We start from the raw sequence: 23,053 nt of genomic DNA, 5'->3' as shown, positions 1-23,053 counted from the left end.
TACTCCTCAAGATACTTCAAATATTAGTACTCTGCCAGAATTTGCGGTAATATCCTCCATGATAATGTTTCACCTTTCCACCCTAGGTCAAGTAATTGCTTCTCCATCTCCTTTTCATAAGCAGGTGACGAAATAATGATAATATCAGGATTCATCTGTGTAGTAATAACTTGTTTAGGTGAATATATATTTTTTTCTTTAAAGGTTAAATCGTATTTAGATGTATCATTATCAATAAAGTATTTAATAGAAATGTTTTTTCTCTCCAATAAATTAATCACTTGCTCTCCTGTAAGGGATGCTCCAAATATAACAATTTTTTTATCCTGTACATTTTCCAATAGATGCTTTTTCAAATATGTGTAATTTTTTTCCGATTCTCTGTTTTTTAAGGTACCGTATTTATTAGAATAAGCAGTATAGCAATTCAATGCTTTTTTATAATCTTCAATATCAAAATATACATTACCAATATATTGCATAACCTCTTCATCTAATATATTTTTTTCACCGAACTCAATTGCTTCACTATAGCGCTCCGTTTTTCTTAAAGCTATCAGCTTTAAGAGAACTGTATTTCTTCTAATCTCTCCTTCGATACCCATCATTCTAAGAATATCGGAAACAAAACTCCACTTTTCCATATCAATTCCTACACTCAACTGAGTAATAACAGAAAAAGAAGATGGATTATTATATAAATAGTTAAGCATTTCATTGACCTTTTCAAAATTTCTTAACTCATAGTTTAAATCAAGAGCTAAGACAAATATTAAGGGATGGGAAAACACATAGTCCCCATAACTTGATAGGATATTCTCTAGTATCTGTTCTCTTTTATAACAAAAATTCGAATCAAACAAAAAATCCAAGACTTTTTCAGCTCGTACCGACCAGGAATTTTCATATAAATAACCTGCATCACATATATATCTTCCTTCCTGGAGGGACTGTTTGATTTTTTTACTAAACTCATCTACTCCTATAGCCAAATGAGCATATGGTTCTCCTATTAATTCAGGTAGTAAAACAGAAACTACAGGAATACCGGCTGCTACATATTCATAATATTTGATAGGGTTTGTGTTAACTATCAAGTTATCTAGCATGAAAGGAATGATACCTACGTCAAAGCTTTTAATATAAGCAGGTATCTCCGCATAATCTTTCACACCTAATAAATGAATATTGGGATATGGCTTAAAACATGCTATATCCGTATATGCTTTCCCCACTAAGACAAAGTTCCAATCGCTATGTTTATTAGCTAATTGACAAATTAATTCTTTATCAAACCAGTTAGCAATTGCACCTACATATCCTATAATTGGCCCCTGAAACTTTTTTAATTCGTCTGGTTTTTCATAATCCGTTAAAAAGTTTTCATAGGATACAGCATTAGCTACGAGAGTACATTTAGCTTTACTTTTTCCTTTAACAGAAAAGAGTGTCTTTGAAGTAACAATGACCCCATCACAAATCGATAGCAATTTCTCTTCATCAAATGCAATTTTTTTGTTGTTAAAGAGTCCAGACATATCATCGACACAGTCATAAAAAGTTCTTAAATGTCTTTTTTCCTTAAGATATTCAATCGTTGTATAAAATTCAGGGAGATATGAAATAAGTACTGGATTTTTTAAAGAAAAATAATCTAGTAGCTTTTCCAAAAATATATTTTGTACCCATTCCAACTGACCGCTTTCTTTTTTTATAAAATCTACACGATCAATAATAAGCAAACCATTATTGATCGTATGTTGACTAAAATAAGTAGAGAAATTTTTCTGCATACTTTCCTCGCTAAAAATGCCTCCACAATGATTAATAAAAATTACGTTATACCCTTTTTTCACAAATTGTTCTGCTAAGTGATGATGCCTTTGCCATAAGTTTTTTTCATAATGAACAGATGAGAGCATCACAATTGTTTCTTTTCCACCCATACTAAAGCCCCCTATTAAAACAAAAATCCACCTTATGATTAAAATGGAGGATACTCTCCAAACATCCTAATCAACAAGGTAGATAGCTCCATTATTCTTAAGTTTTTAACTTAACCTTGTAGATTTCCGAGCAATCCAAGCTATAAACAGCTGATCCTGTCCACTTTTTTGGTCATATGAAATATTCTTACGAACAGTAACAATAAATCCTTCTTTCTCAAGTAATTGGGTTACTCTTTCTTCATCAAACCATTGTTCCCATTCTGATATTTCAAGTGCTCCTAATCTTTCCTGATTTTTATCAATAATAATCAGAACTCCGTCTTCCTTTACTATCCTTCCCATTTCCTGAATAGCTTTTGGAATATCCACAGCGTGTTCGAGGGCTTCCACACAAAATGCCATGTCTACTTCTTTATCCATTAATGGAATATTCAATAATGTCCCTAATAGTGGCGTAACCCCTTTAGGTAAATACCCCAACATTTTGTCAGAAATATCCACACCATACAACTCTGCTTCAGGATATTTTTCTTTTAAGTTTTTAATATATCTCCCTTTCCCACAGCCAATATCTACTACCTTATGAAATTTATTTTCTCCTAGAACTTCCTCTACCAATCTGTAGCGTCCATCATTATAAGAAATTTCTTCTGGAAAAATAGAATAATCTTTGTTAAAACTTTTATGGATTTTGTACCAGAAAGCATCTAAGAAATATTTATTCGCCCAGCTTATTTCTTCAATAGGGAAATAAGTTGCACCCTCTCCATATCCCCCAAAAAAGCCACCTGTATCATTTTGAAGGTGACAAGTATATTCAAAAATTTTATCTGCTCTTTCAACCCATCCTAATTTGTACATAATTAATGCATATTGGAACATCGCAGTGGAACATACCCAATCGGCATTATGATAGCCGGGTATAAAACCTTTTTGTTCATATATGTGATTAATTTTTTCCATTGCTTCTATAGCATGTGATGTTTCGCCCAAGTCAACAAGTGCTTCTATGATATACGCATGAAAGTGGGAAAGTGTATCGAATTCTACTAGATCATCTCGTTGAAGATAATATTTCAGCGCTATCCCTATTTTTTCCGAGAAATTCTCTATGTTCCATTTGTCTGCTACAAGCTTCACAGGCTCTAGGGCATATAAATGAATAGCTTCAGGTGTCATTTTTCCATTAGGCAAAATCCATTGACTTGTATCGGGAGTAGTAATTCTTCCTTCCTCATCAATCTGATTAACAATCCAATGGCATCCTTTAAGAATTGCAACTTTAAACTCTGGATATGAATCAACCATAGAGACAAGCCCTTTTAAAATTTGCCCTGTATCAAATGTATAAGCAGTTAATCCCAAAGGGTCATTCCAAGAACCATCTTCATTTTGAATTGAAACTAACCATCTTGCATACTGTAATGCTAGCTTCTTTTCCCCCCACCTTATTAAACTGGGGATAAAGTACCCGGTTACTTCCGGATAGCAAACTTTTTGCTGTGAATGCACAATGATCCCTTGATTATCTATGGTATTTTTATGAATCCATTTAATGGCTCTTTCATATATTTTTATATAGTTTGTTCTATCAGAAATAAACTCCTTTATCTTATTAGTAGGCAACTTAAAATAACTCTTTCCATAGAGTTTCCAGTAAAATAAAGGATCTTTATATTCACCATCTAAATTATATACTTTCACAATTTTCTTAGCGAATCCCAATCTCTCAATCTCGTGAGCTATCTCTTCCTGGAAACTATAGGATGAAATTACAATAAAATCAACAAGATTCAATAACTGAAATGCATCATCCACTTTTATAATCGGGATTTTCTGTTGTTTATGGCCATTGTCCTCTTTTGCAATAATCGCCTTTATAGAATCGGTAGTAATTTCGTTGCACTTTAAGAATTCAATTAACTGTAAAGTATGTTCCCCGTTACCCCAAATCGCTATTTTTTTATCGCTATTTTCAGAAAAGAAATCTCTGATTCTATCTTGAACTTGATATTCTGCAATCATATTATTCCCCCAATATATATCTGACTTTATAACGAGTTAGCAACGAAATTCTCAAATAATTTATCTATCTCTACAATACTATTTTTAGCACGTGGAACATTGGTAACGGCTGACTTAATACGAAGTAAATCTTCCTTGCTAATTCCATGTTCAGAAAATCTCGTACTAATTCCTATGCTTTCCAAAAATGTTTTCATTTCTTCAACTGGATTACTTCCTAATATTTTAAATATAGATTCATCGACAAGTTGATTTGTACCAATAACGGTATCAATAATATCTGGCAGCGTAAAACTAACGGCGATTCCATGTACTAAATTCTTATGTAATGTCATGTAGTATGACATCGCGTGTGCTATAGCAGTTTGAGTATTAGAGAAAGCAAGACCAGCTTTTAAAGAAGAAAGCATAATCTCACTTCTTAGTTCTATGTTATTCAAATTGTTTATAAGACACGGGAGTTTGCACAAAATAGTTTTAGCAGCATCTATGGCAAACACATTTGAAATAGGATTAGCATTTTTATTCCAAATTGATTCAAAACTGTGAGATAAAGCATCTAAAGCTGTTATAATGGTAATATCTTGGGGTAAGGGTAATGTTAACGATGGATCACATATGCAAGCTTCACTCCATAAATCAGGTAAATGAAGGGAGTATTTTTCTTTTTTCCCTTCATCCCAAATAGTTGCCCATGGAGTTACTTCACTTCCTGAACCTGCCGTTGTCGGAATTGAAATGAAGGGAATAATCTTATAATTAGCATTGTGAAGAGAACCACTTTTAATAGATTGCTCTAATATAGAGAAGTTACGATTTTCTACTGATACTGCTAGAGCCTTAGCAGTATCTATAACACTCCCTCCTCCTAATGCGATAATGACATCCACTTCATTATAATTGACTTGTTGATAATAATATGCTAGCGTTTCAAAAGTAGGATTTGGCTGTATATCGTCAATTATCCCTTCTATATTTTGAACAAACGAAACCACTTTTTCTAAGGTATCTCTCCTTTTCATACCTGGAGAAGTAACAATAAGGGCTCGTCTGCTTTTTACCAATTCGTCTATCTTATATAAAGTATCTATACCAAATATAACCTTAACAGGGTTATAATAATAAAAATTATTCACTTTCGAACATCTCCTTAGCTTTCTCATAGTCACTTAAAAAGTCGACTTCAATCCAAGGGTAGTCTAACGTTGAAATGCATTGTATTTTATATCCATCTTTTACCATATTAGTAAAAGCATACGTATCATAAAAATTCAACCCGTCATTAAACATAACTTTCTCTATATACTCAAATAACGTTCTAGAACTTCGAATGCATGCAATTCCGGTCCATTCCCCAGCACTTTGAAAGCTTGAAATTTCTTTGTTTGATTCTAATAAAAATTTATCTTCTGTTACTCTTACTTTCATAGCTTCTTCATCTGTTTCACCAAAATCAGTCATTAACTCCATATCATTTTCACTTGTCGAGAAATGTTTTATAGCTTGAGAAATAATTTCCGGATGAAAAAGAACATCCCCATGTAAATAAATAAACGGTTCTCGCCCTACAAAGTTTTTTCCAAACCATAAAGAACCCATATTGTTACAATGTTGATAAAATGGATTCACTATATACTGTATATCAGGGCCTATAGAATCAATTATTCTGTCTTTTTGATAGCCAATTACTACAAAAATTTCATTTATATTGTTTTTCTTAAGAATAGAGATGGTTCTTTTTAATATTGGTTGACGATTAACTTCTAAGAGACACTTAGGTTCTTCTAGTGTTAACGGGTAAAGGCGGCTTGAAAGTCCTGCAGCTACAATAACAGCTTTTTTAAGCATATATCCCTCCACTGATAAATTTCATAAATCTTTCTTTTACTTCATATGGCTTTACCTTGGGTCTCCCTAAATTCTCTTTAACTCCTTTCGCTATTTTTATATATGCAAATGTAAGTCCACCTTTTCTCTTCCAATCTAAAAAGTACTCTTCTAATTCATATAAATCATGAATATATACAGTATTTTTATATCCTACAGAAGCAGCTAACTTAATAAAATTCACATTTTCAGCAACTGTTTGCTGCCCACCTGTTGACTCATGAATATTGTTGTCCAATAAAATATGAAACAAATTTTCTGGATTATAATAACCATTCACACATAATGCCCCCATACGCATCAATAAAGCCCCATCACCATCTATAGCAATCACCTTTTTATCTGGTTTAGCCTTAGCCAGCCCTAAAGCTAATGAACTAATACACCCCATAGAACCTACCATATAAAAATTATTAGGTATATCCTTTATTTCATATAATTCTCTTCCTGTATACCCTGTTGTAGCCATAAAACAAGTATCTTGATCAGCATGATTTATAAGTTTATTTAATACTTGTTCTCTTTTTGGCAAACCATCTACCCGTTGCTTTTCTATTATTGTAGATATATATTCATTTACTATAGTAGTACTCTTTTTAACTAATTCTTCTTTTGTAAAAGTATCTTTTTTCACCACGAAAAAGAAAGATTTTCCACATTCAATTACTTCATTCGCCATTTTTAACTGTTGCAGAGCTTCCGCTTCGTTATCAGATAAATATCCCCATTTAATTTCCATATCTTCCAACAATCTTTCCGTAATTCTGCCCATCAGTTCATGCTGAGGCTCATCATTCAATCCTTCTTCTCCTCTTAAACTTACAAAGCCCAAAACAGGAATTCTAAATGGGTAATTCAAGGATGTTAGTGGGGAAACTGCATTGGTTAGCCCAGAGTTTTGACATAAAAACACCGTCTTTCTCCCCCCTAAGTAAGCTCCTGCACAAATTGCAACTGCATCCCCTTCATTAGTAGCCATAATATATTCACAATCATTCAATGCATAATTAATAAGATTCTTTAAAAATGAACAAGGGACTCCACTATAAAAGTTAAATCCTAATTCTTTTAACTCATTACCAAACTTTTTGATGTTCAACATACTACCATTTCACCTGCTACTTGTAAGTCATATATGCTATCAATATCCAGCCAAGATCCCTTGATGTATTTTATATTGATTGGCTCCATTTTTGCTATTTCGTTAAATAAGTCACTCATCCTTAGCCTGAGGAAATCTTCCCGTTCTGCTAGTTTTTCTAGCGTCTCTTTTACAATTTTCGCTCCTTTTTTATTAACCTTCCATAAACCAATGAATTCACCAGAAATCTCTTCATCAACTAGATGAGTGGACATTTTTTCAAACTGAACAGACATATTAAATAACTTTTTATTGTAGTGCATATCCGCCTTTACATAGTCATGATAGTGATGATCCACTTCATAGTCAGCATCAACGATTAACGTAATTGGGTTCTCATCGTTTAGCAATTCATTTAGAACATACCGCTTAAATACAATATCTCCATAGTTAATTACAGTATTTTCATCAATATACTCTTTAGCTAAATATAAAGAATATAGTTCAGTTGTTTCTTGAAATTTTTCATTATCTACTGTTTTGATGTTAGCCATATTTATTTTTTCTTTACCAAAGCCTCGTACAACTACAATATCTTTTATTCCTAGTTGATTGAAATCATCAATTTGGGTGGATAGAATCGATTTTCCATTTACTTTTAGGAGTGTTTTAGGGATATTTGATGTTAAGTCCCCAAACTTTTCTCCTTGAGAAGCAGCTAAAATAATTGCATTTATATGCCGTTTATATGTTGGTAAATACTTCCTTTCCGCCTCTTTAAGTTCATCTGCACCCTGTAATGTAAAAATGTCGGCTACTGAAGCAACTGTTCCTTCTACATTCATCAAACTTTCATCTTCAAAAATTTTCTGACTCACTTTTTCCATAGCTGTAATTGCCGCACGGATATTATGATTCGCCCAAATAGCCATACTAACGCCCCATTCGCGAAATTGTTCAGCTGGAGTTGAATAATATTTTGTAGGAACAATAATAACTGGATGGCGACTTCCCCATTCTTTCATGAATGCTTCTATATCAGATGGATTTGGCTTTTTGCTATGCATTAATATAGCATCTGCTCCAGCTTGACGATAAGCTTCCGCTCTTCTTAATGCTTCTTCTAATCCCCAGCCAGCTATGAAAGCTTCTACTCTTGCTACAATAACAAAATCATCATCAGTTTGAGCATCTTTGGCGGCTTTAATTTTCCCACAAAACTCATCAATATCAGCAAGAGGCTGAGCTTCACCGTTTATAAAAGAATTGGTTTTAGGAAACAATTTATCCTCTATGCATACACCTGCAATTCCTCTTTGCTCTAGCTTTTTCACCAGTCTTCTCATGTTATTAAAATTTCCATAGCCTGTATCACCATCCAGTAAAATAGGAACTGTAGTAGCATCACTCATAAATTCAATAACATCTAGTACTTGTGTCCAAGAAGCTTCATTATTATCACGAACACCGAGAGAGGCAGAAATAGATAGCCCACTAGCCCATATGGATTTAAAGCCTGTCTGTTCTACAATTTTAGCCGATAATCCATTATGAGCCTCCATCATAAATTCCAATTGATTTGAATTTATTAATTGATGTAATTCAGTAGTTTTTTTCACGTTGTACCCTTCCTTTGCAGAATTTTTTCTATATATTCTTTTATCTTGTTAAAACTTTCCTCAATACTTTCTAAAGATGTGTTTACTTTTACATCATAGTTTTGCGGAGTTTCATATATATCATCAACTCCGATCATATTTTCAACCTCACCTCTAAAAGCTTTTTGATATAGTTTTTTAACATCTCGTTCAATACAGTTTTTAATTGAACATTCCACAAAGATCTCAATATAATTCTCTAGTCTTTCTCGATTGGCTTGTCTAATCTCTTCATATGGCGCAATAGCTGCTACAATAACAGTTATTCCCTTCTTATTGAGTAGTTTAGCAAGCAATCGAAGAACTTTTGCCATTTTTATTCTTTCCGTACGTTCATATCCAAATACAGATCCTATTTCTTCACGAACAATGTCACCATCTAGAAGCTGCACATTACAGTCTTTTTCCATCAAATAACGTTCTAATTTTAAGGCTAGTGTACTTTTACCTGCACCACTTAGACCTGTAAACCATACAGTAAAATTTTCCATAAGCTATTTTTAACTCTTCCCTTCAATCAAATAAGGAAATGGCATCTTCTTTGCGTAGTGTCTCATTTTATTAATTCTTTGTTGATATTCTTTTTCATTGATGCAATTAAAATTTTCATCGGGTAAAATATAATACTCTTCTATACCATGGTCATATAATACATATTTATCATGCTTCCCTCGAACAACTTGAAAACCATGAATAAACTTTTCGCCTAAATTAAATATAAAATCCTTGTTAGTTAATAATTTTTCATTATATATAGGATCCCTCTGAATAATGACAAATTCCGTTTCCTTTACCTCTAACTTTCCTTCCTGGACTAAAGATAGTATTTGCTTCCCAAAATCGACCATACTGAATAAGTTAGTATGGGTTAAAGAACCTAGTTTTCTATTAGAAATAATTAAAGGAACATGAATAGTACTATCATGCCAGCCAAATAACGGCCCAAATATTCCATTCTCCCCTAAAGATTGTCCATGATCTCCATAGGTAACCGTAATAGTAGCATTAGATAGAAATCCCATATAAAAATCCAATTGATTATCTAAATAAGATAAGCTCTCTTTATACTGATTATCCATGGTAAATAATTCGGATTGTAATTCTTTACGATTTTTCACATAAAAAACAGGATTCCATGGCATATAAAGCTCCTCGTGATAATTACTTATATAGGGGAGATGTATACAATCTGTATGAATAAAAGCAAACACTGGTTTCTCTAATTTGACCAATTCACAAAAGTAACTCCAGAGCATTCTAGATATAGGCAAATTCTTTGCAAAATTTTTCTTTAGTCTACTTATATGCTCTTCCTTGTGAGAAGAAGATTCATGAAAGAAAACTTTTCTTACCCGTAAGTCTTGTGGAAAAAAGTCGACTATTCCTAGATAATAAAACTCATACCCCTGCTCTAGTAAAGTGGTTAATAATTTACTTTGGTCAAAATCAATTCTCCGCTTTTTATACTCTAACTCTTGAAAAGGTAATTTATTTGTAAACATCGGACCCATACATCCATATGTATAAGTAGAAGTACTAAATGAATTAGTAAATGTAATAGAATTTTTTGATAGCTTATATAAATGTGGCATTAGAGATTTTTGCTTTGTATCATTTGGAATCACATCTTCAAATCTCAAAGAATCTAAAGCAAAAACAGTAACATCTCTATATACACGAGCTTTTAATATTTCTTTTAGAGAAAGCAAAAGAGTATTTAATTCTTCTAGAAAATATCCTAGCTTCCTACTATATAGAAAATTATTATCTATATACTCTTTAATAAATCTCTGAGCATATATAAAATCTCTATGCATTAAATAACGTGATATTAGCTTCCACAGGTAAATTCGTTTATATTCCGTTTTAAATTCTTTTTCATACAATTTTCGTAACATATAAAGTTCAACTTGTTCTCTGTACAAATAAAATGCTACTGGTACCTCTTTAATATTTTCATAAAGATCAATTATTTTATATGAACTATGCTGTGCCCCTATTTGTTTAATTATCTCTTCTCTATAGGCAAATGAAGAAACAACTATAACATCAATAAGATTGTTTGATAACTCCTCGGGTTTTATTAAAGGATAATCATGTAACGTTTCATCTAATTCAAAGCAATTTTTATCAATAATGCATACTATATTCTTTTCTATAGGAGCAAGAAGTTGTAAAAGTTCCTTTGTATGTTCACCCGCTCCCCAAATCGCTATATTTTCCTTATCTGGGATACTATCCCACTCAGAAATAATGGATTTCTCTACATAAGTGGGCTCTATATAGCTACTTTGTAGACCATACTTAGAAATTAGATTATTTAATGCAATATCAAAGTCTATCAATGTTAACCCCACCGTTTACCTTATATACTTAACTTCTGAAATAGCAACATCATCCTCTATATAATTCCATTTTCTCCTAGGTGTATGCCAATCAGCACCGTATCTAATCTGCAAATATTCCTCAGCATTAGCAGGGGAACTAAGATCACAATCTCCAAGTTTTATATTTGATAAATTTAAAAAGAACTCTTTTGGAACTTTCACAACGACATTTTTATTTTTGAAATTCCATTGACGAACAGCGTACTTTTCCCTAACCTCATAGGTTGTAATATCCATAATTCTCGCAAAAATATTGTTCTTCTCTCTTAGCTCAATACAGTTTTGGTTTTGATCTATCCTTATAATGTATTTCTCTGAAAAATACTCATGTAATAATGTTAGAACTTCAGTCTCATATTCTTTCCATATACCAATATCAAGATCCTTATCCCATTCAATTAGCTTTTTATCCCGAATAGTTCCTAGTAAAGTACCATTATCCAGCCAATATTTGATGTGGTTAAACTCAAAAATTTCTTTAATCTTTCTTAATAAATCTAACGAATGCTTTTCGTCTATAATTTTATCACTTGAAACATAATGTTTATCCTCAATAAATCCCATTTCCCTTAATTGATCTGATATTTGCTCATAGTACATACTAGCGATTACTATCAATACTTCACTCTTATTTTCTAGTAACAAATCATCAGGGTTTTTGATAATCGCTTTATTATAAATTTCTCCCCACTTATCCCTATTATTATCAACATAGAAGGTTACTTTTCCTATCAAAGGGGATTTCGCTATGGTATTACTTTTCTTTCCAGTGCCAAACACAATAATTCTCTTCTTCAAAACATCCTCAAGATACATAACTATCACCTCTATTTTCTACTACCCCAAAATCAAATTAATCGCTCACTGAGTATCCAATCGCGCAACATCTCTTTTCTAATTGCCATTTCCTTCTTTGGCAACATATTCTCTACACCAGATTTGATAATACCTAAGTATTTACGCCGTCCTGTAAAAATAGATTGTAAAATATACATCTCTTCCGTTTCCAATGCCTTAACTGCCTCGTCATTTGTCATTAACTCTTCATATAATTTCTCCCCTGGGCGAAGGCCAATCTTACGCACATCTACAGATGAAGAAGCGATTCCATATTTCTTAGTCACTTCCTCAATCATTATTTGTGCTAAATCCCCTAATTTCACAATTGGCATCTTCAATACAAACACCTCTCCGCCCTGCGCCAGTTCATTCGCCTTCAGCATCAGAGAAATCGCCTGGCTCGGTGTCATCATATACCGCAGCATATTCGGATCTGTTACCGTAATATATCCTTTTTCAAGAATTTGCTTCTTAAATAAGGGAATTACCGAACCACGTGAACCCATCACATTACCAAAACGAACGGAAGAAAATACTGTTGACTTTGGCCCTTTCATATATTCCGCAGCTGAAATTAGACGTTCTGCCGTTAGTTTAGTCGCCCCGTACGTATTAGTAGGTGAGATTGCCTTGTCCGTACTCGTAAACAATACCTTTTTTACTCCTGCCTGCATCGCGGACTGAATAACATTCTGCGTCCCTATTACATTTGTTTGTACAGCTTCGAATGGATTATATTCACATGCCGGAACATGCTTCATAGCGGCAAGATGGAACACATAGTCAATGTTCTCCATCGCTCGCTGCACACGCGTATAATCACGTACATCACCTATTAAGAAACGAAGTTGTTTATGGTACTCCCGATATTCATTCTCCATCTCATATTGCTTATATTCATCACGGCTAAACACACGAATGACCTTCGGATTATACGCAAGTAATTCCTTTACCATCTGCTGGCCAATCGTTCCTGTTCCTCCAATGATCAAAATCCTTTTTCCTGTATACATACTTTCACCTGTTCTTCTACGATTTACTCTTCTCTGTTATTGTATCGTCATATTTTCTCTTAAAAAATAGACTCTATTTAAATGTAAGAAAAAAATAAAGAACCTTGCATTAGATACAGGTTCCTCTTTTATCTTTATGTTGATTTATTTATATATTTTTTTATGACCTCATAGAGTGGTATATGAATGCACCCTTCAATATATGCGCCACCTTCTGTAGCATTAATAAATGTTACATTCGGTTCCCGCTGAATTCGTTCTTCAATCCAGTATTTATAGCTTAACAGGCCAATATTCGTCCACAAAGTTTCACCATTCTGACCACGAACCTGTTTCATTGTCGGATTTATTTTAACTTTTTCTTCCTCACCATACATACTGCCATCTGCATGATGTTCATTATTTGTAAAAGCTAAGTCTTGCCCTACAAAAATAATCGGATTCCCGCCCATTCGAGTCGCGATATCCAGTATAGCTGTAGCAACTGAGCCGCCTGTCTCGATTGCTCCATCATCCTCTGAACGGTTCGACGCAACAAAGCGCGGACCATGATAGGCTTCAACCGTAACGGCACTCGCAGTTTTGAGATATACAAAAGGAATGTCCATTCCTTCCAATCCCTCAATTTGTTTACGAGTCGTACGATGAATCGCATCAATAATACAAAACATGTCCGGTTGAATACCGGTTGCCAGTAGAGGCTTAAGCGCCGAACCAGCAGCAAACAGCAGCGCTTTTCCTTTACACTGTGCCAGAAGATGCTTATTTTTATTTAAAGATGGTCCTGCTGAAATGACAATAATAGGCTTATCTTTATACTTACCAAAAAACTCACTCACATTTCTGTCCCTATGCTTTAGGTTCGCTTCAGAATTTTCCTGCAGCAGTGGCGCATAGTTCTTTACCTGCAACAACCTTTTATCCCAAAATTCCAGCAGAAACTTGAGACGATCATACCGCTCTGGAATGGTACGTACAGAAGGCGGATATATAATCAGACGATTGGTTTGTAGCAATCTTTCGTGCAAACACCTCGCTACATGCGCCTGGTTATCGGATACGATAAGCCTTAATTGCGGGTGAGTGAGAATATACTCGATGTCCATATTACGAAGTACAAGCGAGAATAATTGTATATTTAATTCAAACACATATAATGTTTGTTCAGGCTGTATACGTTCCAGCGCTTCCACTATATGATAGCCGAAGCCCAGGCCATATAAAGCAATCTCTTGCTCGTCTTCATTCCATTGTGCCTCAATAAACTTTTTTGCTTCCTGTATCGGATTATATCGGCTATGCAAGTAAAACGAACCAATTTTTGCAGTAGGATGCCCCTCCCTGGAAGATAGAATCTCATATCCATTAAGAAGTGGCATATCTTTTACCCTTGTATATATATCAGGATAATGAATACGTAATAACTCAATGTTATGCAACCACACGTTCATTTATTAGGCCCCAAGCGTAAGTAGAATTTTTTCTTTCCATGCCTCAAGTACAGGAGATACCTCATACTCAAACAGGTCAGCCAACAAAACAAAATCCTGATGTTCAAATGCCTCAGTGCTTTCCTGTAGAAAATCATTAAGGACGGATACATCAATCGGATCTTTTTGAACATCAATCGTAATAGTCAGCGCCTGGGCAAGCTGCGACATATCATCGATAATAGTTAGGATTTTTTGACTTCCTTCTACTTCTTTTCCGCCATGATATAAAGCTGCTGCTGCTTCAATCCGTACAAGCAAATTATCGATCAAGTCGCTTGATGTCTCAAGTAGTTCTATTTTCTGTTGATACTGTTCCATTAGAAATCCCCTCCACCGTTTGTTTGAAGAGCACAATATGTTCATGTATACGCTTATATTGTTTGCGCAATTCTTCAAGTAGTTTTTCCTTGGTCTTTATTATATCATCGGTTTTTTGTGTCGCATCATGAATATGTCGGGAAGATGCATCTATTAACCACTGCACATAGGGCTGAATCATATATTCATATGTTGGATCGTTTTCTATTTGTTGCGTTATATCATTTACCTTAGCAAATTCATTAGTGAAGGCTGGATGTATTGCTGATAATCCGTCTACTATTCCCACCCTTTTTTCAGAAAGAACAAACAATCTTTGTGCCCCTTCTAAGAGTTCATTCCACATTTCTTTTTCCTGGATTTTTTCTTCTTTCCTTACCCTATCTGAAGTGCACATGGCCTCATTGATCCATTTTTTTATTGGATAAATAGAAGAACAGACATGCTCTATTGTTTCTTTAAGAAAATCATTTGGAATTCCTGAAATCGAAAGCCCACCTTCCGTACAATTATAAATTGGCATAGAAGGTTTTTCATACTGTATATACACTTCATAAAAATTCTTCATTGCAATAAAAGCGCTCGATGTCGCTACAGCATTTCCATTTATATCCTGCATGAGCAAGTGCCCTGACGTATTCACTTTAATAGATGTACCATGCACAACTCCTGATGCATGGGTCTGATTATTCGTGTAAGCCAAATCCTGGCCAATCAAAATAACAGCGCTCGCCTTTAATTGTTTGATTGCAAAATCAAACGCAATATTAGCGACAGAAGGACCATCAGCTGCCTCAATGTATGAAAGGTTTAACCGCTTGCAAATATATTCAACTACTCGATCCTCTTTTAGCTTAACCCACGCTTTTGAACCCGGATACGAATGTACAATATCAGGGTGCAATGTATGCGCATAGACGAGTAACGGAGAAGAAAAGCTGGATGTAGCAAAAATATTTTTTTCGCTTTCTGCACTATCAATTGCCATAATAATATGGGGCTCTATCCCATACTTCTCCAGTATATTAACCGAAGATCCGACAGCAAGTATAATGGCTCGATCCCCTATATGTTTAAGTATATGTACGTTCTTCTCAAGCGATGGACCTGCCGCAACGATTATGACAGGAATACCATGCAGCTTCTCACAAACAGATTCAACTGAAGGATGCTGGTTGATATACTGTGCATTTCTCAGTGTAGTTGTCATCCATACCTTTGAAAATCGTTCGTACGTGGCTTCCTGAACACGAAGCTCAGTCCATTGAAAGTTTATTTGTTCTTTGACAGCCTCTATCATTCCGGGATTCATACGGTCATATACAGGAAGACCAGTAATCTGTAAATAGTCCGGCGAAAGATTACGTTGCCAAATATATTCAGCCAGTAGACGCCCGGTTAAAAACGGATCACAACCAACTAAAAAAATAAATCTCTCATCTTTCAGCCATGTTGATATGTCTACATGCTGAATCGCAGCCATAAAAACCTCTTCACTCTGCTCGACAATTACAATTTTACTATTTGGATAAAACATGTCTAGTGCGGGGAGGATATACCCTAATCCCATTCCGATAACAACAAGCATATCCGATTTCAGTTGCAATGCCTGCACCCATTGATATGCTTCCCGTTCTGGATTATATCGGCTATGTATATATAGTGGCTGCTCGCCGGTTTTAATTATGAGTGTAGGTTGACCATTCCTAGCCAGTTCGATTATCTGTTCTTTTTTATTACCCTCTACTTTCTGTAACCTCTTATATAAGTCTGGATAGCCTTCTTGTAAGGCTTGGGTATTACATTCAAGCATGATACTGTCCTCCCTTAACATACACAAAAGGGCCGACAAAATGTCGACCCTTTTGCTTCTATCAAACCACAAAAAGTGATTAACCCAACAGACGCAGAACAGATTGTGGAGCCTGGTTGGCTTGTGCAAGCATTGCCTGTGATGCTTGAGACAGGATATTCGATTTCGTATAGTTCATCATTTCTTTCGCCATGTCTACATCGCGTACACGGGATTCTGCAGCTTGGAGGTTTTCTGCAGCGTTATCAAGGTTAGAAATAGTGTGCTCAAGACGGTTTTGGTATGCACCCATTTTCGAACGCTCTTTAGACACATCTTTAATTGCACTATTGAATACGTCGATTGCAGCACGAGCTTTTGAAGCAGTTGTAATATCTACAGTTGCTATAGACATGTCGTCAAATTTAGTTAGTACAGCTTTTACCTGAGTACCAGAGGCACCAGTTACAGCTTTAGTGTTGCCAGCAGCACCAGTAATGTTCAAACCGCTTGCAGTCATGCTATTAATCTTGAGGCTGATACGAAGGGTTTCTTCGTTATTAGCACCAATTTGGAATTGCAGTCCAGAGTTATTATTAAGTGTTTTAGTACCACCATCAAGCAATTTCTTTTCGTTGAATGCTGTAGATTTACCGATACGGTCAATCTCAACTGTTAACTGATTAATCTCGTCTTGCAGCGCTGTACGGTCTTGCGTTTTATTCGTGTCGTTCGCAGATTGAACTGCCAGCTCACGCATACGTTGCAGAATGCTGTGTGTTTCGTTCAGTGCACCTTCTGCTGTCTGGATGAGAGAAATCGCATCCTGAGAGTTACGAGAAGCTTGGTTCAAACCTTTGATTTGTGCACGCATTTTCTCGGAAATGGAAAGACCAGCAGCGTCGTCACCAGCACGGTTAATACGAAAGCCTGAAGATAGTTTCTCAGTAGATTTACCAGTGTTAACATTGTTGATACCAAATTGACGATGCGCATTCATTGCATTCAAGTTATGGTTAATAATCATCGTATATTCCTCCTTGAGATGTATCGTCCACATCCGTGTGAACGCTTGGTGGAAAGAATGAAGTACCGTTCTTCCGGTCGTACGCCCCGGCTGACATAGCTATCATTCCCTCTTACACTACAGTTATCGGAAGCAAGTTCACAAAGTTTAGACTCTATCACATATTTTTCAAAAACTTTTTTATAAAAATATAGCCCAATTCTTGGTATGGTACCAAAAACAGGGCCTTATATGTCATTCCTTATCTAAATAGAGCCTTCGTATTTGCTCCAGATTTAAACCTGGAACACGTTGTCCGGCGAGCTTATTTTCTTGCTGTAGCGTTTCATACACTTCTTCCCGATAGATGGATACATTCTGTGGTGCTTCAATCCCCAGCTTAACCTGATCACCGTCGACACTTATTACTTTTATCTGAATAGAGTCGCCAACCATAATTTTCTCGCCTACTTTTCTACTCAATACAAGCATCGTATGGTTCCCTACCTTTTCTCCGCTTCCTGCTCTGCGGTTTTTTCTACTCTAAAAAGAGGCGTACGAACGGAATACGGGCTTTGCTCAAGTATGAATTGTAATCCACGTCGGGTCTCTCTATTTATAATGATAGGAGCTGATAGATTGGCTGTAGAATCCATAAGAGGCTCACGCAGTACGACAATTGCATAGCATAATATGTCCTCACGCTTTTCTGCCCCCAGTTTTTCCCGGGCGGATTGATTGAGCGAGAATTCGTATTTTCCATACCTTTCAAACGGATCAATTAAAAAGAAATACGTATCTTCTGCTACAGCGTGCATTACTGTAAAGGGACTGTCCTCGACTTTTAAAAAAATAAACTCTTTTAAGTTAGAAAAACCAGGGATTCCCTCTTCAAAAACATAGATTTCTTCCGTGCTATATGTGATCTCACCAAACAATGAAGTCTGCAGTGTTCGCATCATCTTTGGCACACTCCCAACTCTATTTTGCTATATCAATTGTACCACCGATTACATCAATATCGAGACGATTTTTCTGCAGCGTATGATATGTAATTTTTCCTTTCTCATAATGGTGTTCAAATGGAGTCTGCTGTACACCAACAGTTATCTCTCCCTCACGCCATTCCATATTTAACGCACCTGGAACTCCTTGCATTTTCAAAGAAAAGTTCCCCGGCACATTCCGGTAAGTAAATTGATGATCAGGTATAAGCTTTTTGCTTTTAGCGATGCTAGCGATTGCATTTCCTTTGTTTTCAATCGCCCTCAGTTGCTCTCCTTCTTGCATGACACGGGAGATATACTGGAGAACCTGCTGCTTACCATAAGAAGCGAATTCAGCATTACGCCTAAAGATATGCTTCAAGTCCATATCTGCCCAGCATTCCGTCTGATCAATCAGCACACGCGGTGGGGTAGGATTCAGCACCATCTCTGCAGGCTTCTGCTCAATAGAAAGTGTAGCACGAGAAGGATTAAATGAGTAACTCGGCTGTTGTGTATCCCAGCCGAGCTTGTAAAACGTCTGATTGAGTTGAATTCGCGGAAGATTCATGACTTATACCTCCTTATCGGAGAAAATCAAGAAGGCTAGGTTGAATGATACGTGCTCCTGCCCCTAGAGCAGACCTATATACGTTTTCATTATTCATAAGATCAATGATAACCCTTGCTGGATCGGCATCTTCTCCATCTGAAATCATCTTTTCTGTACCATCGTGCTGGGTTTCAAGCCGGTCTTGCATTAATTCAATTCGATTCGTCCGTCCACCAACCGAGGCTCGAACTTTTAACAGATTATCAATATGCTTCTGAACCTCATCCAAATCAGCCTTCAGTTCATCGGTTACTGCAGGATCACTTTCAAGATGGCTGATAACCTTATCTAACATATTAAATGTTGAGTTTGGCGCCTCACCAAACATTTCCTTTGCGGTTACATTAATCTGAACCTGGATATTCGTAGAAACTTCAAGATTAATAGGATCTTCATTAATTCCACTATCTATATTCGTCCCATTATATGGCGGCGTTAATATTTGTGTACCGCTAAAAATATATTTCCCTGCAAAGGTAGTATTCGCAACAGTTCCTAGCTGTTCACGTAACTGTCTAACCTCGGCAGATATTTTTTCCCTTTCGCTAACACCATTTGTATCAGTTGCGGCCTGAGTGATAAGATCTTTAATTCGGGCTAGAATACTACCGCCTTCACTAATAGAGGATTCAGCCTGATCAAGCCAGTTTACCGCCTCATCCGTATTAGCACGATATTGTTCATTCTCAGAAAGCTTCGTACGAAAAAGCATTCCGCGAATTGCTACCATAGGATCATGGGAAGGTTTGGATATTTTTTTACCTGTGGACATCATATCTTGCAGTCTATCCATCCGGCTCAAGCTATTACCGAGATTGTACAACATATTGTTGTTTAGCATATTTTGTGTAATACGCATAGTTACTCCCCCTATCTACCTACGACACCCATGCCGTTAATAACTTTATCCAGCATCTCATCGATAACAGTTACAGTACGAGCCGCTGCATTGTACGCATGCTGAAATTTAATCATATTGCTCATTTCCTCGTCCGGTGATACGCCGGATATGGATTGACGACTCATATCTATTTGTTTAGTAATCAATATTGCGTTCTCTCGACTATTCTGCGCTGCTTCTGTCTCGTTTCCCAATGTAGATACAATGCTACGGGTAAATTCGTCGAATGTGGTAGATGTATTATTTCCACCTACCGTAAACGTTACGGATTTATGCTTTAATGCATATACAGCCTTAGCGATGTCATTATTCCCTGGCTCTCCACTATTGTTAGCCACGTCATTCGGATCGGAGATAGCTACCCCGATATCCCTTGCACCCGTTCCAGAAAAAAAGTTCTTACCATGGGCTGCATTAACTTCCTTAATCAAGTTACTTGCAAGCGTATCAATTTTATTAATATAGCTACTTATTGCTGTATCTCGTGATTGCATTAACCCGGAAATCTCTCCACCTACTGGGGAGTTGGCAGCATCCAGTACCGTACCCCCAATATTAAGTACATGTCTAGTGTTGCCATTAGCCAGCTTATCTGAGGGAGCAGCTGCAGGCTCCGCAGAAATGTCAGCAGCTATATTGCCTGTTACTAAATCTACACTCGGCTGCTTCAGTTTAATATTTACCGCTCCATCGACCTTCTTGCCCTGTACATCGATCGCGACCGTTTCTACATCAATATCAAACATTTTTGATAGCTTATCAACTAACAAATCACGCTTATCATATAAATCATTCGGTACATAACCATGTGGAACAAGCTCACCTATTTGTTTATTCAAGCTTGCAATTTCCTTCACAAGCGTATCTAGTTGCCCAGCGCGCGTTTTGATCTGCTCATCAAAATCCTGTTGCAGTTCCTTTAATTCGCGATCCATCGCATTAAATGTTTCGGCCAAAGCCTTTCCTTTCTGAATGACAGTCTCACGAGTAGGATATTCTGCTGATGGTTGAGATACTTTTTGCCATGAGTTCCAGAATTCATCCATAACATAACGAAAGCCTTTATCAGAAGGCTCATTCATGATTATTTCGACTTTCTCAAGCGCATCAGCTCGCGCCTCATGTTCCCCCACATCCTTATAGATTCCTCGATATTGCAAGTCCAAAAAACGTTCACGCAAGCGTTCAATCGAACTTCCCACAACGCCCGTTCCCACCTGACCAGCCTGGCCACCATTCGACACACTTGGATACGGATACGGCGATGTCGCCTCCAAATTAACGCGCTGACGCGAATAGCCTGGTGTATTGGCATTTGCTATATTATGACCTGTTGTGTACAGTGACGCTTGCTGTGCAAACAGCGCCCGCTTAGCAATCTCTAACCCTGAAAATGTTGACATACTAATTCCCCCTCTTCTCTAAAATAGATATACTTTAATGAATCAATATATTTTGGTGATTTGAATCAGAAAAATAGGGTCAAAAGCAGAAGTTCTCTCCTTCTTTCCTCTCATTATCTACGATGCCAAAATATCAAGTGTTATTTATATAAACAACATAATTCCCTGCGAATTTTACGCCTTACTATCAAAAAAACCATGAGACGGCTTCATATACGGATTCGGACGTGAAGCTTTCTGCGTATTCTGATACGTAGGCTCCTCAAATGGGGCCGTTAGCTCTTCTATTGTGAAATTCAGGAATGCCAACGACTGCTCGATCAACTTCTGATTCAATTCATTTACTAACTTTAGTTCGGATATGCTGCTACTAAGTTTCTGCTGACAGACGGATAACGACTGCTTCAGCTCCGTTTTTTCGGTCAGCTCTATTAAATCGCTTAAATAACACGTTTCCTTGCGAATGCCCCGCTGCATTAAATAGAGCGAGACATGTTTCTCTCGCTCTAATTCAAGGGATTGGATGGCATTGATGCAGCGAGATTCGAATTGCAGGATGCGGGACAATTCGTCGATATTGCCCTTAATGAGCGCATCTTTCTTATGCCCGGCCAGCTTCAGCATTTTTTCGTGCTCGATGATTAGCTGTTCCAGAATCTCAACAACGGTATATAAATCACTCATTTGTATGTCACCATCCGGTATTTATCTCTCGCGTACGCTACAGCTTACAGGCCTTTCTTTAGCAATGCTTCCGCGATGACCTTCGCATCAACATGGTATGTTCCTTCTTGTACTTGCTTCTTCAATTCAGCAATGCGTTCGTTACGCTCGGCTTCTGTCTCCTGCGTACGCTGAAGTTCCAGAGCCTCATTAGAAATTTCCAGCTGATCGCGGCCTTTTCCCTTTGCCTTCGTTTCGTCCTGTTTCATCTCTTGCTGGCGATATGGATTGATTGGCTGAATCTGATTCGGTCTTTCGATTCTCATCGTGTGTCACCCCCGTCTTTTTTATGATTTGTATGCATATTCCTTATTCTTTCCTCATCCTTCATCAGTTTAGACCGTATGAATATCACTACCTCCGGCTTTCTATCGACTCAAAAAGAAAAAGCCGACTACTCGTTATTAAAGTAATCGGCATTTTTAACGAAAATTTTAAGGTTTTTCTTTAAGGACGAGTGGCAACGCCCGCGAGTTTTTCTTACTGGTCGCGACCGCTTCGGTATAATGCCGATCGTTCACGCTTCTCCTGGGCCTCTTTCTCCCCACGTTTCTGCTCGTCTTCCTTCATGTAACCGGCGATCTTCTTTAGGTTGCCCATACAATGATCGCAAAGCGAACCGGAGCGTAGAGGCTCACCGCAGCTACGGCAAGGATAGCTCATGTTGGGGTTATTGTCGATGCTTAATCGCCCTTCCAGAATAAACATCGTAATCTGATTCACCGACACGTCGGTTGCTTCACTCAGATCACGTACGTTGCAAGCCCGGTTCTCCTTCTTCCGCATGAACTTATAGCACTTCTCGTACTCCCGATCGATTTCTTTTACGCAGTTCGGGCATACATTCTGCCGGACTTTACGGAATAGCTTCTTGCATCGCGGACAATTCATAATATCAAATGACAATAGGCCCCTCTCCCTTCGCTCAAACAACGGATATCCTCCGTCTATTTTACCGCATATTCCATGGGATTCGGG

At 36.8% G+C, this 23,053-nt stretch carries 22 protein-coding genes; all 22 read right to left on the bottom strand.

Going from position 1 to position 23,053, the window contains the following annotated elements:
* Positions 1 to 23: 23 nt before the first annotated feature.
* Positions 24 to 1,946, bottom strand: a complete 1,923-nt coding sequence (locus AF333_RS03030; RefSeq protein WP_043067660.1) for a glycosyltransferase — start codon at positions 1,944 to 1,946, stop codon at positions 24 to 26.
* A gap of 105 nt (positions 1,947 to 2,051) precedes the next feature.
* Positions 2,052 to 3,974 carry a class I SAM-dependent methyltransferase gene (locus AF333_RS03025; protein WP_052812308.1) on the bottom strand — a complete coding sequence of 641 codons (1,923 nt, stop codon included), beginning with the start codon at positions 3,972 to 3,974 and terminating at the stop codon, positions 2,052 to 2,054.
* A 26-nt stretch (positions 3,975 to 4,000) separates the two neighbouring features.
* The gene (locus AF333_RS03020; protein ID WP_052812307.1) at positions 4,001 to 5,110 is read right to left on the bottom strand and encodes a phosphonoacetaldehyde reductase; all 1,110 of its coding nucleotides are present in this window, start codon (positions 5,108 to 5,110) and stop codon (positions 4,001 to 4,003) included.
* Entirely contained in the window at positions 5,103 to 5,822 is a 720-nt protein-coding gene (locus AF333_RS03015; protein ID WP_043067658.1) for a phosphocholine cytidylyltransferase family protein, read from the bottom strand. The genes AF333_RS03020 and AF333_RS03015 overlap by 8 nt, the downstream gene beginning before the upstream one ends.
* The gene (gene aepY / locus AF333_RS03010) at positions 5,815 to 6,963 is read right to left on the bottom strand and encodes a phosphonopyruvate decarboxylase (RefSeq protein WP_043067657.1); all 1,149 of its coding nucleotides are present in this window, start codon (positions 6,961 to 6,963) and stop codon (positions 5,815 to 5,817) included. Before aepY ends, AF333_RS03015 begins: the two co-directional genes overlap by 8 nt.
* Positions 6,957 to 8,561, bottom strand: coding sequence for a phosphoenolpyruvate mutase (aepX, locus tag AF333_RS03005; RefSeq protein WP_043067656.1), 1,605 nt, complete (start codon positions 8,559 to 8,561; stop codon positions 6,957 to 6,959). Before aepX ends, aepY begins: the two co-directional genes overlap by 7 nt.
* Entirely contained in the window at positions 8,558 to 9,091 is a 534-nt protein-coding gene (cysC, locus tag AF333_RS03000; RefSeq protein WP_043067655.1) for an adenylyl-sulfate kinase, read from the bottom strand. The genes aepX and cysC overlap by 4 nt, the downstream gene beginning before the upstream one ends.
* A gap of 9 nt (positions 9,092 to 9,100) precedes the next feature.
* Positions 9,101 to 10,945 (bottom strand): sulfatase-like hydrolase/transferase, encoded by a 1,845-nt coding sequence (locus tag AF333_RS02995; RefSeq protein WP_043067654.1) that lies wholly within the window; start codon positions 10,943 to 10,945, stop codon positions 9,101 to 9,103.
* Positions 10,946 to 10,960: 15 nt separating this feature from the next.
* Entirely contained in the window at positions 10,961 to 11,803 is an 843-nt protein-coding gene (locus AF333_RS02990; protein ID WP_043067653.1) for a LicD family protein, read from the bottom strand.
* 32 nt (positions 11,804 to 11,835) lie between these two features.
* Positions 11,836 to 12,840, bottom strand: coding sequence for a UDP-N-acetylglucosamine 4,6-dehydratase family protein (locus tag AF333_RS02985; RefSeq protein ID WP_043067652.1), 1,005 nt, complete (start codon positions 12,838 to 12,840; stop codon positions 11,836 to 11,838).
* A gap of 134 nt (positions 12,841 to 12,974) precedes the next feature.
* On the bottom strand, positions 12,975 to 14,291 hold the full coding sequence (locus AF333_RS02980; protein WP_043067651.1) for a motility associated factor glycosyltransferase family protein: 1,317 nt from the start codon (positions 14,289 to 14,291) through the stop codon (positions 12,975 to 12,977).
* Between the two features lie 3 nt (positions 14,292 to 14,294).
* Entirely contained in the window at positions 14,295 to 14,651 is a 357-nt protein-coding gene (locus AF333_RS02975; RefSeq protein ID WP_043067650.1) for a hypothetical protein, read from the bottom strand.
* Positions 14,617 to 16,464 carry a motility associated factor glycosyltransferase family protein gene (locus tag AF333_RS02970; protein ID WP_043067649.1) on the bottom strand — a complete coding sequence of 616 codons (1,848 nt, stop codon included), beginning with the start codon at positions 16,462 to 16,464 and terminating at the stop codon, positions 14,617 to 14,619. Before AF333_RS02970 ends, AF333_RS02975 begins: the two co-directional genes overlap by 35 nt.
* 79 nt (positions 16,465 to 16,543) lie before the next feature.
* Positions 16,544 to 17,470, bottom strand: a complete 927-nt coding sequence (locus AF333_RS02965; protein ID WP_043067648.1) for a flagellin N-terminal helical domain-containing protein — start codon at positions 17,468 to 17,470, stop codon at positions 16,544 to 16,546.
* 234 nt (positions 17,471 to 17,704) lie between these two features.
* Positions 17,705 to 17,941: a carbon storage regulator CsrA gene (gene csrA / locus AF333_RS02960; protein WP_043067647.1), complete on the bottom strand. Its 237-nt coding sequence runs from the start codon at positions 17,939 to 17,941 to the stop codon at positions 17,705 to 17,707.
* A gap of 11 nt (positions 17,942 to 17,952) precedes the next feature.
* Positions 17,953 to 18,411 (bottom strand): flagellar assembly protein FliW, encoded by a 459-nt coding sequence (gene fliW / locus AF333_RS02955; protein ID WP_052520618.1) that lies wholly within the window; start codon positions 18,409 to 18,411, stop codon positions 17,953 to 17,955.
* Positions 18,412 to 18,430: 19 nt separating this feature from the next.
* Positions 18,431 to 19,006 (bottom strand): DUF6470 family protein, encoded by a 576-nt coding sequence (locus tag AF333_RS02950; protein WP_043067646.1) that lies wholly within the window; start codon positions 19,004 to 19,006, stop codon positions 18,431 to 18,433.
* Positions 19,007 to 19,019: 13 nt separating this feature from the next.
* Positions 19,020 to 19,907: a flagellar hook-associated protein FlgL gene (flgL, locus tag AF333_RS02945; RefSeq protein WP_043067645.1), complete on the bottom strand. Its 888-nt coding sequence runs from the start codon at positions 19,905 to 19,907 to the stop codon at positions 19,020 to 19,022.
* An 11-nt stretch (positions 19,908 to 19,918) separates the two neighbouring features.
* Positions 19,919 to 21,352: a flagellar hook-associated protein FlgK gene (gene flgK, locus AF333_RS02940; protein ID WP_043067644.1), complete on the bottom strand. Its 1,434-nt coding sequence runs from the start codon at positions 21,350 to 21,352 to the stop codon at positions 19,919 to 19,921.
* 174 nt (positions 21,353 to 21,526) lie between these two features.
* Positions 21,527 to 22,036, bottom strand: coding sequence for a flagellar protein FlgN (locus tag AF333_RS02935; RefSeq protein WP_043067643.1), 510 nt, complete (start codon positions 22,034 to 22,036; stop codon positions 21,527 to 21,529).
* A 44-nt stretch (positions 22,037 to 22,080) separates the two neighbouring features.
* On the bottom strand, positions 22,081 to 22,341 hold the full coding sequence (gene flgM / locus AF333_RS02930) for a flagellar biosynthesis anti-sigma factor FlgM (RefSeq protein WP_043067642.1): 261 nt from the start codon (positions 22,339 to 22,341) through the stop codon (positions 22,081 to 22,083).
* Between the two features lie 214 nt (positions 22,342 to 22,555).
* Positions 22,556 to 22,981, bottom strand: a complete 426-nt coding sequence (locus AF333_RS02925; protein WP_139188877.1) for a flagellar protein — start codon at positions 22,979 to 22,981, stop codon at positions 22,556 to 22,558.
* Between the last annotated feature and the right edge of the window lie 72 nt (positions 22,982 to 23,053).

It is taken from the genome of Aneurinibacillus migulanus (genome assembly GCF_001274715.1).
Taxonomy (GTDB): Bacteria; Bacillota; Bacilli; order Aneurinibacillales; family Aneurinibacillaceae; genus Aneurinibacillus; species Aneurinibacillus migulanus.
This window is presented reverse-complemented; position numbering and strand designations above follow the sequence as displayed.